The organism is Qingshengfaniella alkalisoli, assembly GCF_007855645.1.
Lineage (GTDB): Bacteria > Pseudomonadota > Alphaproteobacteria > Rhodobacterales > Rhodobacteraceae > Qingshengfaniella > Qingshengfaniella alkalisoli.
The window spans coordinates 88,709-102,392 of the sequence record NZ_CP042263.1 but is presented as its reverse complement, the minus strand read 5'-3'; the positions used below and the strand labels follow the sequence as shown (position 1 = coordinate 102,392).

The following is a 13,684-nucleotide window of genomic DNA, read 5'->3' as shown; positions in this document are numbered from 1 at the left end:
ATGCGAGGGGCGGCACGCAGCCGCCCGCGCCAATCAGAAAATGTCAGGTTCGCCAGCAGCTTCGCCGAAGCTGCGTTCGAGATAGTCGAAGTCACATCCCGTATCCGCCTGCCCCACATGCTTGGAGAACATCCAACCCCAGCCGCGCTGGAACTTCGGCTCCGGCGGGGTCCATGCCTTGCGGCGGGCGTCCAGTTCGTCTTCATCGATCAGCATGTCCAGGCTGCGGTTCGCCAGGTCCAGTCGCACGATATCGCCGGTTTTCAACAAGGCCAGTGGCCCGCCGACGAAGCTCTCGGGGGCGACATGCAGGACACAAGCCCCGTAGGACGTGCCCGACATCCGCGCATCCGAGATCCGCAACATATCGCGATGGCCCTGCTTGATCAGCGCCTTGGGGATCGGCAACATACCCCATTCGGGGAAGCCCGGCCCACCCAGCGGGCCCGCATTACGCAGCACCATCACATGATCGGGCGTCACGTCGAGATTTTCGTCATCGACCGCCTTTTTCATTTCCGGATAGCTGTCGAAGACAAGCGCCGGCCCTTCATGGTTGTAGAATTTCGGATCGCATGCGGCGGGCTTGATCACCGCACCGGACGGGCACAGGTTCCCACGCAGAACGGCCAGCGACCCCTCGTGATAAACCGGATTGGACAAGGGCCGGATAACATCATCGTTGTAGACAACCGCACCTTCCAGGTTCTGGCCCATCGTTTTGCCCGTGACCGTGATGCAGGTCGTGTCGAGCCGTTCCTCGATCTGCTTCATCAACGCACGCAAGCCACCTGCATAGAAGAAGTCCTCCATCAGGTAGTCCTTGCCCGAAGGCCGGACATTGGCAATCAGCGGCGTCACGCGCCCCAGCGCATCTAGATCGTCAAGCGTCAGGTCGCACCCCGCACGCCGCGCCATTGCGATCAGATGAACAACAGCGTTTGTGGAACAGCCCGTCGCCATGGCCACAATCGCCGCGTTCTTGACAGAACCATCGGTGATGATCTTTTCCGGTGTCAGGTCTTCCCAGACCATTTCCACCACGCGACGCCCGCAGTCGGACCCCATGCGCTGGTGACCGGAATCGGCAGCGGGGATCGAGGACGCGCCGGGCAAGGTCAGTCCCATCGCGTCCGTAATCGCGGTCATGGTGGAGGCGGTGCCCATTGTCATGCAAGTCCCGACGGAACGAGCGATACCGCCCTGAATTCCCAACCATTCATCGTCAGATATGTTGCCCGCACGGCGTTCGTCCCAATACTTCCAGGCGTCAGACCCCGATCCCAGGATCTTACCGGCGTAATGACCACGCAGCATCGGACCCGCTGGCAGGTAGATGAACGGAACGCCCGCGGTGATCGCACCCATGACAAGCCCCGGTGTCGTCTTGTCACAACCACCCATCAGCACGACGCCATCCAGCGGATGAGCGCGGATCTGTTCTTCCGTTTCCATCGCAAGCATGTTGCGGAAAAGCATGGAGGTCGGCTTGTTGAAGCTTTCATCCACCGATAGCGCGGGCAACTCGACCGGCAAACCGCCGCCCTGAAGCACGCCGCGCTTCACGTCTTTCACACGCTCGGGGAAATGGCCATGGCAGGAGTTCAGGTCCGACCACGTGTTCAAAATCCCGATGATCGGCTTTCCCCGAAATTCCTCTTCGGAATAGCCAAGTTGCATCATTCGTGACCGATGCCCGAAGCTGCGCAGATCGTCCGGAGCGAACCAGCGGGAACTGCGAAGCGTTTCGGGGGTCTTACCTGCGGAATCTTTCATCCAGCCCTCCCAAATGCGGTTTCACAGTGATGTATTCGCATACATGAACTGATGTCAACGCATTCTAGAAACGCTGCAGATTACCGCTATACCTCGGCATAAATACAGTATCCGCGTTGACAAACCATACCTCAGTATGATTTTTGATACTGTATGCGCATACATTGCGTATCGGATTCGCGTCTCGCGACGCGAGTTTCGCAGGAAATCTCGGCCGTTACTTACGGCCTAACGGGAGGAAAATCATGATTGCCCGCAGAACACTTCTTGCCGCTGCCAGCGCCACTGCTTTGCTTGCTCAGCCATTGATCGCAACGGCTCAGGAACTTCCCCGGAATGTCCGGCTCGTGATCGGCTCCACCTCGACAGGTGGTGACACATACCAAAACTCCGCCATCGTTGCGGACGCGCTGGCTGAACATCTCGATATCAACATCAAGGTCGATGCCGTCGGCGCCTCCGAAGCGTTCAAAGCGCTTGGTCGTGACAGCCGTGGCACAACCTTGATGATCTTCCACGATCAGGCCTATCTGGGGAACCTATATGGCGTGACGGGCTATGATGATCCTTTCGAGGGCTACACCGTAGGTCCGACTGTCGCGATCAACCCTGGCAACGCGTATCTGGTGTCAAAGGACAGTCCGTATCAGTCGATGGAAGATATTCTGACCGCCGCCGAAAACGGTGAACGCGTCCGCGTTGCGATCCAGCCGGGCGGAGTGTCGGAAATCGGTTTCTCGGCCATGAAGAACGCGGCCTCCGTGCGCGCACCCGGATCCGAGGAAAACATCATCGCCGTCAACACGGGTTCGCAGTCCGACAAAAACCAGGCGATGTGGGACGATCTGGCCGATGTGATAAACGGTTCCATCCAGGCGAACGAGCAGTTCACCCAACTGCCGGAAGACGACCAGAAAGCCATGCGCTTCGTCTGGATCACTGCACGTCCGGGCACTATCGAACAGGCCCCAGCAGAGGGTATGGGCGAAACCACGCGTGACGACATGCTGCACTACGTGTCGCCTGAAACCAGCGTGACGCTGGACGGAGAACAGGACTTTACCTTCGACAAGGAATTCTACTTCCTGTTCAACAAGGATATGGATCCCGCCATCATCGAGCAGATCGACACGGCACTGACCGAAATCTACGCCAAAGGCGAGATCCAGGAACGTCAGAAGGCGGCCTTCTTCATCCCCAACTTCCTGCCGACCGCCGAGGCTCAGCAGCACCTGACCGAGAAGCGCGACACCTATGCAAAGGTGATCGAGCAGATTTCCGGCGATTCCTAAGCACGACCGGGCCCGGACCTTCGCGTTCGGGCCTTTTCTATAACCGAGGGAGGGATCATGGGCTCTCTGACCAAGGTGACGATCGATTTCGAGACGTCGCATCTTATTTTTCCGACGCTGATCGCGATTGTGCTCGGTCTTCTGGGCCTGGCCATTGTCATCCGTCGCAGGCACGAGATCGCGGGTGCAGGCACGTTCTGGCGCGATACCTTCGCCCGGATGGACAAGCTGCGGTTTTTCGGCGCGTTGGGCCTGACGCTGATCTACTTCTCCGCAATGGTTCCAGTCGGGAGTATCTGGCCAAATACCGGGCTGGGCTTCCTGATCTGTTCGATCCCTTACGTTCTGTTGACGGGCCTGCTGTTCATGCATGACCGGCCTTTCCGGGATGTCCTGCCGCTGGTGATCGTCGCGCTGGTCGCGCCTACACTGGTCTGGTGGCTGTTCACAGACCTGTTCTTTCTCACCTTGCCCTGATCCGGCGGCAATCGGAGCACATAAATGGAATTTCTGTCACTCATCTCGCCGCTCTTCGTTGCGCTCGTCCTGGGCGGAACACTGATCGGCATCATCTTTGGTGCCATTCCGGGCATGACCGCCACGATGGCCGTCGCCGTCTGCCTGCCGTTGACCTACTCACTCGGGTTGGAAAATGGCCTCGCGCTTCTGCTGGGTCTTTATGTCGGCGGTATTTCCGGCGGCCTTGTCCCGGCAATCCTGCTGGGTATTCCCGGCACGCCATCCTCCATCACTACAACGTTCGATGGACACCCGATGGCGCAAAACGGTGAAGGTGAAAAAGCCCTGCGGATCGGGATCACGGCATCCTTCGTCGGCGGTTTGGTCAGCCTGTTCATCCTCTATCTTTTTGCACCTGCACTGGCGAATTTTGCGATCAAGTTTTCCTATGTCGAGAAGTTCCTGATCATCCTGTTCGCACTGACCGTCATGGCCGCACTGTCGAGCGATATGCTGATGGGCATCTTTTCCGGTTTCCTGGGCATCTTCATCAGCCTGATCGGCATCTACGACATATCAGATGGCGGCAACGGCGAGATGCGACTCGTGCCGGAAAGCCTTGCCTACTGGTTGGATGGCGGCTTTTCCCTCCTGCCCGTGCTGATCGGCCTGTTCGGCTTGGCGGCGATCCTGGAACAAGCCGAGATTGGCGTTCCCAAGGGACAGACCCGCGACGAAGTCAAGATCGGCGGAAAATCGTCCTTTTCCTTCGGAATCTTCAAGGGCCAGATCGTCAACCTGCTCCGCTCCTCCGGCATCGGCACCTTCGTCGGCATCCTGCCGGGTGTCGGCGGTTCGGCGGCGTCGATCCTCGCCTATTCCAATGCCAAAACCTTTTCCAAGCATCCCGAAAAATTCGGCAAGGGCGAGCCATCGGGCATCGTCGCGTCCGAGGCTGGCAATAACGGTCTGACCGGCGGCGCACTGGTCCCGCTGTTGTCGCTGGGCATTCCGGGCGATTCCACCACGGCGCTTCTGATCGGTGCATTCACACTGCAAGGCATCCAGGTCGGCCCGTTGTTCATCGGCAACAACCCCGACACATGGAATGCGATGATCTTCGCGATGCTGATCGCCAATATCGGCATGTTCATCATGATGTATGTCGCGATCCGCTATTTCGCGATGGTTGTCACAATCCCCAAACACATCCTGTTCCCTGTCATTCTGATGATGTGCGTGATCGGAGCCTACACGATCAACTACGGCATCATGTTTGACGTGTGGACGCTGCTGATCTTCGGGATCTTCGGCTGGCTCGCCGTCAAGATCGGGATCGAGGTCGCGCCCTTCATCATTGGCTTTATTCTCGGACCGGCAGCAGAAGTCTATTTCGTCAAAAGCCTGGAATCCTTCGGTGACGTCTCGATCTTTTTTACCAAAAGCTGGATCGCGATGCTGCTATGGGTGCTGATCGTGGCGTCGGTCGCGGGCTCCATATTCCTCGCGCGCAACAAGAAGAAACTATCTGAAGGAGCCTGACCCGCCCGGCTTGCTCCCGCATCGGGAAACCCCCATCATGGCGCGGATGAACACGAGAACCGACCAAAGCAAGACACCCCTGCCCCGCATTCGCAGCTCCAGGGCCGTCACCATGGCGGCGGTGGGGCGCATTGCAGGGGTGTCGCAGGTCACCGTGTCTCGTGCCCTGAGCGACCCGTCCAAAGTGTCACCCGACACATTGCGGCGCATACACGACGCAATCGAGGTCACGGGCTTCGTTCCCAACGCGTTGGCGGGAGCCCTGGCCTCTCGCAAAAGCAAGCTGATCTCGGCGCTGGTGCCCGCGCTGACCAACATCGTCTATTCCTCGATGCTTAAATCCTTCAGCGCAAGACTGCGTAGCGAGGGCTATGAGATATTGCTGTCGGAAACCGGGTTCGACCCGGCGGACGAGGAACGCGTGATCGCCACCCACCTGTCGCGCCGCCCCGACGCGGTGCTGCTGACGGGGATTCACCATTCGGCCCATGCCCGCAAAATGCTGCTCGGCGCTGAAATTCCGGTGGTCGAGGTGTGGGACATCACGGACACGCCGATCGATCTGTGTGTCGGCTTTTCGCACGCCGCCACCGCGCGTGCGGTTGCAGAATACGCAGTAGAACGCGGATATATGAAAGCCGGCACGATTTCGGCAGGTGACGAGCGCGCTCATCGCCGCAAAACTGCTTTCGTTGACAGGTTCGAGGAACTGACCGGCAGTAGCGTCGCGCAGTATGACCATGGAAGCCTGGCAAGCCTTGGACAGGGACGCAAAGGACTGGCGCATCTGCTTGACAATTACGACCTCAGGAACGGGCTGATCTTCTGCAGTTCGGACCTTCTGGCGCAAGGTGTGCTGATCGAGGCCCATGCACGCGGCCTGACCGTACCCGACGACATCGCCGTTATCGGTTTCGGAGACCAGGAAGCCGCAGCGGAACTGGAACCGTCCCTGACCAGCGTGCGCGTTGACCGAACCACTCTGGGTCTGACTGCGGCAGAAGCCGTGTTGGCACGGCTCGAAGGCAAAGACGCCCCACCACGCTCAACGGATATTGGCTTCGAGATCATTACGCGCGACTCCGCCTGACCTACGAACGCAAGGTTTCGCTTTTCGCCCAGGCCCCGAATGGCTAGAAGCCCGCAGATGACTTTTGATGCGATCATTCTTGGGGCTGGCGGTGCTGGCCTGATGGCGGCTGCGGTTGCTGGCCAGGCCGGTGCGCGGGTGCTGCTGATCGACCATGCCGACAAACCGGGCAAGAAAATCCTGATCTCAGGCGGCGGACGCTGCAACTTCACCAATATGGGCGTGGAGCCGCAATGCTACCTGTCCGAGAATCCGCATTTTGCCAAATCCGCCCTGAGCCGCTATACCCAATGGGACTTTCTCGCCCTCGTCGAGCAATACGGGATCGCATGGCACGAAAAGACACTCGGCCAGCTATTCTGCGACGGGTCCGCGCGCCAGATTGTGGCGATGCTGATGGAGGAATGTCACAAGGGCCGGGTCGATACTCGGCTGTCCACACAGATTGGCGACATTCGTCATGGCGACGGGATGTATCATGTTGCCGGAGCCTGTGCACCACAGCTGGTTCTGGCGACCGGCGGACCCTCCATTCCCAAGATGGGTGCCACGGGGAAAGCCTATGACATTGCGCGACAGTTCGGCTTGGACATCGTAACGCCCCGACCTGCCCTTGTTCCATTCATACTGGGCGACGAGGATGCAAGCTTCAAGAAAATCTCGGGCGTCTCCTTTCCGTCCGTCGCGCGGGTCAATGGTGTCTCGTTCGAAGAGGCGGCGCTGTTTACGCATCGCGGATTGTCCGGCCCCGCGATCCTTCAAGTGTCGTCCTACTGGTCCAAGGGTGATACCGTCGCCCTTACAATCCTCGCAGATGCGGCGAGCAAGTTGCTCGCAGCCAAACGCGCCATGCCACGGGCACACCTGAAGGCCGCGCTGTCAGACCATCTGCCGACCCGATTGGCTGACGCGCTGGCGCAACGGATCGATCTTCCCACCGAGCTCGGCAACGTCCCTGATGCGGAGTTATACCGCATCGGCGACATGCTCAGCGCGATGGAGTTTCAACCCACAGGCACCGAAGGCTACCCCAAGGCCGAGGTCACGGCAGGCGGTATCAGCACTGCAGGACTATCGTCAAAGACGATGGAAGCCCAAAAGGCGCCCGGTCTATACGCAATTGGCGAAGCGGTAGATGTTACTGGTTGGCTCGGCGGTTATAACTTCCAGTGGGCGTGGTCATCCGGGGTGGCAGCGGGCATAGCGATCGCGGAACGCGTTGGCGGCTAGCCAACCCTTGATTAACCCTTGAAATAGCTGCCAAGACTGCCAGCACCGACAGCATACGGGTTATGTCATCTCTGATACGTCACCCGACCGTCGCAGATTGTGGTCGTGGCGCGGGCGTGGTCCAACTCGGCCGGGTCCATCGCGAACAAATCGCTGTCCATCACCACGATATCGGCGAGCAGACCTCGTTTCAGGCGCCCTTTGCGATCCTCGTTGAACTCCATGAAAGCAGAATCGCGCGTATAGGATGCCAGCGTATCCATCAGGCTCTGCGCATTCTGCCCCCAACCCGGTCCCAGGTCGACGGGCGCGACGGCCCCCTTGATCGAGGGCATGACATCCACCGGCACGACAGGCCAGTCCGTCGAGAATGTCAGCAATGCCCCAGCCCCACGGACTTTCGCCCAAGCGAAGGCGTAGGGCAGTTGGTCCTCCCGCAGAATGTGGCCATCTTCGGGCGGACCGAAGAACCCCGCTGCGGGCGAATGAACGGGCTGCATTGAAGCGATGACACCGATTTCCTTGAACCGTGGCAGGTCTGCCGGATCGATGACTTCGATATGTTCAACGCGGTGCCGGCTGTCGCGCCTGCCATTCGCTTTCTGCGCGGCTTCGTATCCGTCGAGCGTCTGCCTGACCGCGCGATCCCCGATGGCATGGACCGCGATCTGGAAGCCATGGCCATCCGCGCGGATACAAGCGGCATTAAAATGCTCGGGGCTGAACAATTCCTCCCCGCACGTGTCGGGACGGTCGGGATAGGGTTGCAGCATGAGCGCCGTGTAGCTCTCGATCACCCCGTCCATGAACATCTTCACGCGGTTGCACCAGACGCGATCCGAATTGAACCGTTTGCGCCATTCCAGCGCATCGTCGATGCGGTCCAGCGGGTCCGTGTTTTTCAGATGCAGCGGGCTTTCCGTACGGCACAAAAGCTCGCCGCGATCATCGAGCCCTTGCAGCAATTCCAGCGTGTAGAGATTACCATCCATGTTGTGCATGGTCGTGATGCCGTGAGACGCGCAATGCTCCATTCCTTTGGCAATCACATCCATATCCGCCGTGCGCTGCGCAGGCGTGGCATCCGGACTGCGCCCATCCACGATGCCTTTCGCGTCACGCCCACCTGAGGTGGTCAGGGCCGTGACAAAACCATAAGCGCCGGGTTCCACCAGCATTCCAGTCGCGACTCCCTTGGCATCCCGGATGATTTCCGAACCTTCCGGCGCTTCTCCTTCATGCAGGATGCCCGCCATTTCCAGCGCCCTGGTGTTGGCCCACGCGGTGTGATGATCGGACGCCATCATGGCGAAGGCACGATCCTCGATGATCCTGTCCAGATCTTGCCGTGTCGCGCTCATACCCGGTCCGAGAATGTGATAGTCAGCCGCATGTGCCAGAATGACGTCTTCATCGGGACGCTCTTTTGCCCGTCGGCGAACTGCTTGGGCAAGCCGATCAAACCCGTGAACACCATGCAGGTTCAGGCGATCAAGTTCCACAGATCCCTGAAACACATGCACATGCCCCTCGATAAAGCCGGGCAGAACCGTGTTGCCACCCGCATCGATCACCTTGGTCTGCGGACCAGCCATATCGCGGATTGTCGTATTGTCACCAACGGCTGTGATCTTGTTCCCTGTTATGGCGATGGCCTGGGCATCCGGCTTTTCCTCGTCGAAAGTCACGAGTTTGCCGTTCAGGATAACGATATCTGCGTTCATGCGGGTCTCTTCAGGATCTGGGAAACGCGCCCCGGAAAAGAGGCGCGCTGGTTTCGGTTTCGTTTGGGCAATCGGGCTATTTCTGCAGTTCGGTCCAGATTTGCGTGTAGAGCTTGTTCACCTCAGGCGGGCAAGTCTGCGCGACAAATCCTGCATCAGCGAACTCCTCGGGGATCTGGACTTCGGGCGCGGTTCTCATGTCTTCGGGCATGAACTCCTCGGACCCCTTGATACCATTCGCATAGCGGGCGAATTCGGAAAGCATCGCTGCATTTTCCGGGTCCATGATGAAGTTCAGGAACAGCTTCGCATTGTCGACATTCTGCGCGTCCGACAGGATCGCGGCGTTATCCATCCAGATCGGATAACCTTCCACCGGATAACCGAAGGCAATCTTGTCATTCTGAAGGCGCGAGCGATAGGAAGCACCATTCCAGTTGATGCCTGCTGCCACGTCTTCCTGTGCGAACTTCTCGACCGTGCCATAATCCATCGAGAGCCAGTCTTGCTTCGCCTCGACCATCACGTCGCGGGTTTTTCGCAAGATGTCCAGATCGCCGGTGCATTCTTCGCCGCCGACATAGCGGATCGCCATTTTCAGAACGTCGTTCATTTCGGGAATGATGTTGATCTTGCCCTTCAGCTCTTCGGGCGGATCAAAGACCAGCGCGGCAGTGTTGATGTCGCCGTCATAGACGCCGGTGTTCACCGTGATACCCACAGTGCCCCACTGCCACGGAACGGTGTAGCGACGGCCAGGATCGAATTCCACATCGACCCAGCGTGGATCGACATTGCCGAAGTTTTCCATCTGGTCGGGCCGCGATTCCAACAACAACCCCTCGCCGATCCAGATCGGGATATAGGTGGCCGAAGGCACGACAATGTCAAAGCCATGCCCGCCCGCCTTGATCTTGGCCAGCGCGGTGTCGTTGCTGTCGAAATCGGTAACCGTGACGTCGACATCATAGGCCTGTTCGAACTTCTCGATCATTTGGGGCGAGGTGTAGTTGCCCCAGTTGAAAATGTTCAGTTCGCCTTCGGCCAGCGCGGGTGCCGCCGCCAAACCGGAAAGCGCAAGGATCGCAATGGATGTTTTCATGGAAACTCCTGTTGGATGAATTGCAGGTATTGAGGCGTCAGGTCTTGCGCCTGTTTGCCAGGAAGAAGAACACGACCAGCAGGACGGAGATCGCCAGCAACGCCGTGGAAATCGCATTTATTTCAGGCGTTACGGTACGCCGAAGCTGCCCGAGCATGTAGGTGGGCAGCGTATCCTGCCCCGCAGTTTTGACAAACTCGGTGATCACCACATCATCGAGCGAAATGACAAACGCCAGCATCGCCCCCGCCAGCACTCCGGGCCACAACAGCGGCAAGGTCACGAAGCGGAAGGCCTGCCAAGGTGTCGCGTAAAGATCAGCCGCCGCCTGCTCCAGCGTCAAATCCATCCCCTGAAGGCGGGCCCGGATCGGCATGAATGCAAACGGAATGCAGAAAGCGGAATGGGCCAGTATCAGGTAGCCGAGCCCGGTGTAACCAGTCTGAACCTTCACCAGCGCGAAGACCACCAGCAGGGCAACGGCCGTCACGATCTCGGGCACCATCAAAGGCTGGTTGATCAGGGCAAACACAGCGGTCTGCCCTTTGAAGGGCTTGCCGCGCGTCGTAGCCAATGCTGCCAAGGTGGCCGCTGTCGTTGCGATCAGCGTTGCCGCGCCCGCCACGATCAGGGACCGGACCGTCGCCTCTTTCACCTGTTCGTTCTGCCATGCGGCCTCGTACCAGCGGAAGGAAAACCCCTGCCAGTCGGAGATCGCGGACCCGGCATTGAACGAATATACGACCAGCAGGATGATCGGCATATAGAGCAACGCGAAGCATAACATCGCAACGGGTGTGAAGCCGGTTTGCTTGCGCAGATCGAAGGCTTTAGCCATGTCCGACGTCCTCCTTGCCCGCCTTACGAACATAGATGATCAGCGCCACCATCACGATCGCCAGCAACGTGATCGACAACGCCGCGCCCAAGGGCCAGTTTCGCCCCTGCCCGAACTGCAGCTCAATCAGATTGCCCAGCATCAGCTTCGTCCCGCCGCCCAGCACGCGCGGCGTGACATAGGCACCAAGCGAAGGCACGAAGACGAGGATCGACCCGGCAATGATCCCCGGCTTCACCACCGGGATGATGATGCGGCGCAGCACCTGCCAGCGCGTGGCATAGAGATCATAGGCCGCCTCGATCAGCGAAAAATCCAACCGTTCCATGGACGCATAAACGGGCAGCACCATCAGCGGCAGATAGACATAGACCATCCCGGTCAGGATCGCGAAATCGGTGAACAGAAGCTGGATGGGCTGATCGATGATCCCGATGGCCATCAGTGCAGAGTTCACAACACCTTCGTTTCGGATGACCTCCATGATCGCAAAGGTTCGGATCAGCAGGTTGGTCCAGAAGGGAATGATGATCAGCAGCATCCAGATATCGCGCTGCTTGCGCGGGCGCGTGGCAATGAAATAGGCCGTCGGAAAGCCGAAGATAAAGGCCAGCAACGTCGTCAGAAGCGACAGTTTCACCGATCGCCAGAATATCGACAAATGCGCATCTGCAATGCTGAGCGTGCCATCGAAAATGTCGCGCTCGATGAACACGCTGGTCCACCCGTCGAGCGAGAACTGCCAGATCACACCGCCGTAATCGCCGGCAGTCAGGAACGAATAGATCACCACGAAGATCAGCGGGCCGGATGCCGCGCAGATCAGCACCAGCATCGCCGGCGTCAGCAACAATGCGCGGTTGCGAACAGCATGGCGATCGAGGCTTGCGGCCTTGGACCGCGGCTCTGGCGAGGCTTCAGCGGATACGTCGGTCATCGGCTCAGTCCCTCAGGATCTGGGCGACATTCGCCTCGAACACGATGCCCAGCGTCTGACCCACTTCATACATGCCCTGAAGGTCCGGATGGTTCTGACGGCGTACAATGAAGTGTTCTCCGGCCGGCAGCTTCAGGTGATAATGCGTGTCTGTGCCGAAATAGACGATGTTGTCGAGAACGCCCTTCAGGCCGATACTGTCGGTTTCGCTGGTCAGCCGCGCATGTTCCGGGCGCACCGCCAACGTCACCGCCCCTTTTGCAACATGACCCGCTGCCGGCAGGCAAGCCTGTATGGTCGTGCCATTGCCCAGATCGACCATGCCACCATCGCCCAATGTTCCCTCGAAGAAGTTCGTATCCCCGATGAAATCCGCGACAAACCGCTCGGCCGGATGGTCATAGATGTCACGCGGAGCCCCGATCTGAAGTATCTTGCCCGCATTCATCACGGCGATCCGGTCCGACATGGTCAGGGCTTCTTCCTGGTCATGGGTCACGAAGATGAAAGTGATGCCCGTTTCGTGTTGCAGCCGCTTGAGTTCGATCTGCATTTCCTTGCGGAGCTTGAAATCCAGCGCCGAAAGCGGCTCGTCCAGAAGCAACACCTTGGGACGTGGGGCCAGCGCACGCGCCAGGGCCACACGCTGCTGCTGACCCCCGGAAATTTCCGATGTTCGCCGATCAGCCATAGCGGTCATCTGCACGAGCGCCAGCATTTCGGCGACCGTGCGGTCGATCTCGGCCCTGGGGCGTTTCAGCATCTGCAATCCGAACGCCACATTCTGGGCAACAGTCATATGCGGGAAAAGTGCGTAGCTCTGAAAAACCGTGTTCACAGGGCGCTCGAAGGGTGGCTTGGTCGACAGATCATCGCCGTCCAATCGGATCTGTCCGGATGTGGGAGGATGAAACCCGGCGATCGCTCGAAGCAATGTCGTCTTGCCACATCCCGACGGCCCCAGCAGTGTAAAAAACTCACTTCGCCCGATCGTCGCTGATACGTCATCCAGCGCGGTGAAAGCCGTTGGCCCGCTGCCGAAGACTTTGCTGACTCGATCGATCTCGATCATCGGCGTCCTTTCCCTGTTCCACCCCGTCTGCCGCGAGGCCGTCTGCCGCCCATGCAATCACCATTTGCGCAGGAATCAAGAAAATTATTTGATTAAATTCTGCATTCGAAGTTGCCCCGCATGAAAGATCGATGTTCTGTTCCGGATTTTAATTTATAAAATGTATTTTTATCAATTATTTAAAACTACTTCCTCAAGAAGGTCTGTCTGTCGTACATCGCAAAGAAGTCGAAAATTTATGATCAAAACGGGCATTTCGATTACTCCTTCGGCAGTTTGCAAACGATCGCCAGAATAAGTCTGGCCACCAAAGCTGAAGCGCGTCTTTGCATCCCGGCTTGTTGATCTGCTTCGACCTTTCATCGGCAAAGCCCAGCCGATCTTATCATAGCTGCAAAAAACTGTTACGTCCCTTCGTTAACCAAACGGCAAATATTCCGTACCCGCCGCGCGCGGCACGCCAGAGATTCTGGTAATGGGAACGTCTTACATGTCGAATGCAGGTGATATTGCTCTCACCGGGCTTAAAGCGGACAGCCCCGGCGATTTTTCCTTCGTCGCATGGAGTGCGCCCCTGACGTTGGACAATCGGGCACCGAGTCATCGATCGGGCTGGGGTTCT

Annotated in this window: 11 protein-coding genes; 5 read left to right on the top strand and 6 right to left on the bottom strand. The window is 58.4% G+C overall.

Annotated features, from left to right (window positions below):
* Positions 1-33: 33 nt before the first annotated feature.
* Positions 34-1,776 (bottom strand): L-arabinonate dehydratase, encoded by a 1,743-nt coding sequence (gene araD, locus FPZ52_RS13910; RefSeq protein WP_146366218.1) that lies wholly within the window; start codon positions 1,774-1,776, stop codon positions 34-36.
* Between the two features lie 245 nt (positions 1,777-2,021).
* Here araD and FPZ52_RS13905 point away from each other — a divergent pair, with 245 nt between their 5' ends.
* From FPZ52_RS13905 to FPZ52_RS13885, 5 genes are read left to right on the top strand one after another with little or no spacing between them, the layout of a single operon-like run.
* On the top strand, positions 2,022-3,068 hold the full coding sequence (locus tag FPZ52_RS13905) for a type 2 periplasmic-binding domain-containing protein (protein WP_146366217.1): 1,047 nt from the start codon (positions 2,022-2,024) through the stop codon (positions 3,066-3,068).
* 57 nt (positions 3,069-3,125) lie between these two features.
* Positions 3,126-3,545, top strand: coding sequence for a tripartite tricarboxylate transporter TctB family protein (locus FPZ52_RS13900; protein WP_146366216.1), 420 nt, complete (start codon positions 3,126-3,128; stop codon positions 3,543-3,545).
* Between the two features lie 24 nt (positions 3,546-3,569).
* Positions 3,570-5,069 carry a tripartite tricarboxylate transporter permease gene (locus tag FPZ52_RS13895; RefSeq protein ID WP_146366215.1) on the top strand — a complete coding sequence of 500 codons (1,500 nt, stop codon included), beginning with the start codon at positions 3,570-3,572 and terminating at the stop codon, positions 5,067-5,069.
* A gap of 37 nt (positions 5,070-5,106) precedes the next feature.
* Positions 5,107-6,159, top strand: a complete 1,053-nt coding sequence (locus FPZ52_RS13890) for a LacI family DNA-binding transcriptional regulator (protein ID WP_240804483.1) — start codon at positions 5,107-5,109, stop codon at positions 6,157-6,159.
* Between the two features lie 57 nt (positions 6,160-6,216).
* The gene (locus FPZ52_RS13885) at positions 6,217-7,389 is read left to right on the top strand and encodes a BaiN/RdsA family NAD(P)/FAD-dependent oxidoreductase (RefSeq protein ID WP_240804482.1); all 1,173 of its coding nucleotides are present in this window, start codon (positions 6,217-6,219) and stop codon (positions 7,387-7,389) included.
* A 65-nt stretch (positions 7,390-7,454) separates the two neighbouring features.
* Here the strand turns inward: FPZ52_RS13885 and FPZ52_RS13880 are convergent, their stop codons facing one another.
* From FPZ52_RS13880 to FPZ52_RS13860, 5 genes are all read right to left on the bottom strand, one after another.
* Positions 7,455-9,113: an amidohydrolase gene (locus tag FPZ52_RS13880; protein WP_146366213.1), complete on the bottom strand. Its 1,659-nt coding sequence runs from the start codon at positions 9,111-9,113 to the stop codon at positions 7,455-7,457.
* Between the two features lie 76 nt (positions 9,114-9,189).
* Positions 9,190-10,215, bottom strand: coding sequence for an ABC transporter substrate-binding protein (locus FPZ52_RS13875; protein WP_146366212.1), 1,026 nt, complete (start codon positions 10,213-10,215; stop codon positions 9,190-9,192).
* A 37-nt stretch (positions 10,216-10,252) separates the two neighbouring features.
* Positions 10,253-11,053, bottom strand: coding sequence for an ABC transporter permease (locus FPZ52_RS13870; protein ID WP_146366211.1), 801 nt, complete (start codon positions 11,051-11,053; stop codon positions 10,253-10,255).
* Positions 11,046-11,990 carry an ABC transporter permease gene (locus tag FPZ52_RS13865; protein WP_146366210.1) on the bottom strand — a complete coding sequence of 315 codons (945 nt, stop codon included), beginning with the start codon at positions 11,988-11,990 and terminating at the stop codon, positions 11,046-11,048. The genes FPZ52_RS13870 and FPZ52_RS13865 overlap by 8 nt, the downstream gene beginning before the upstream one ends.
* Before the next feature lie 4 nt (positions 11,991-11,994).
* The gene (locus FPZ52_RS13860) at positions 11,995-13,062 is read right to left on the bottom strand and encodes an ABC transporter ATP-binding protein (RefSeq protein WP_146366209.1); all 1,068 of its coding nucleotides are present in this window, start codon (positions 13,060-13,062) and stop codon (positions 11,995-11,997) included.
* Positions 13,063-13,684: the final 622 nt, after the last annotated feature.

Excerpts from the sequence above, each read along its gene's own strand:
- araD (WP_146366218.1), bottom strand. The coding sequence starts at position 1,776 with ATGAAAGATTCCGCAGGTAAGACCCCCGAAACGCTTCGCAGTTCCCGC.
- FPZ52_RS13905 (WP_146366217.1), top strand. The coding sequence starts at position 2,022 with ATGATTGCCCGCAGAACACTTCTTGCCGCTGCCAGCGCCACTGCTTTG.
- FPZ52_RS13900 (WP_146366216.1), top strand. The coding sequence starts at position 3,126 with ATGGGCTCTCTGACCAAGGTGACGATCGATTTCGAGACGTCGCATCTT.
- FPZ52_RS13895 (WP_146366215.1), top strand. The coding sequence starts at position 3,570 with ATGGAATTTCTGTCACTCATCTCGCCGCTCTTCGTTGCGCTCGTCCTG.
- FPZ52_RS13890 (WP_240804483.1), top strand. The coding sequence starts at position 5,107 with ATGGCGCGGATGAACACGAGAACCGACCAAAGCAAGACACCCCTGCCC.
- FPZ52_RS13885 (WP_240804482.1), top strand. The coding sequence starts at position 6,217 with ATGACTTTTGATGCGATCATTCTTGGGGCTGGCGGTGCTGGCCTGATG.
- FPZ52_RS13880 (WP_146366213.1), bottom strand. The coding sequence starts at position 9,113 with ATGAACGCAGATATCGTTATCCTGAACGGCAAACTCGTGACTTTCGAC.
- FPZ52_RS13875 (WP_146366212.1), bottom strand. The coding sequence starts at position 10,215 with ATGAAAACATCCATTGCGATCCTTGCGCTTTCCGGTTTGGCGGCGGCA.
- FPZ52_RS13870 (WP_146366211.1), bottom strand. The coding sequence starts at position 11,053 with ATGGCTAAAGCCTTCGATCTGCGCAAGCAAACCGGCTTCACACCCGTT.
- FPZ52_RS13865 (WP_146366210.1), bottom strand. The coding sequence starts at position 11,990 with ATGACCGACGTATCCGCTGAAGCCTCGCCAGAGCCGCGGTCCAAGGCC.
- FPZ52_RS13860 (WP_146366209.1), bottom strand. The coding sequence starts at position 13,062 with ATGATCGAGATCGATCGAGTCAGCAAAGTCTTCGGCAGCGGGCCAACG.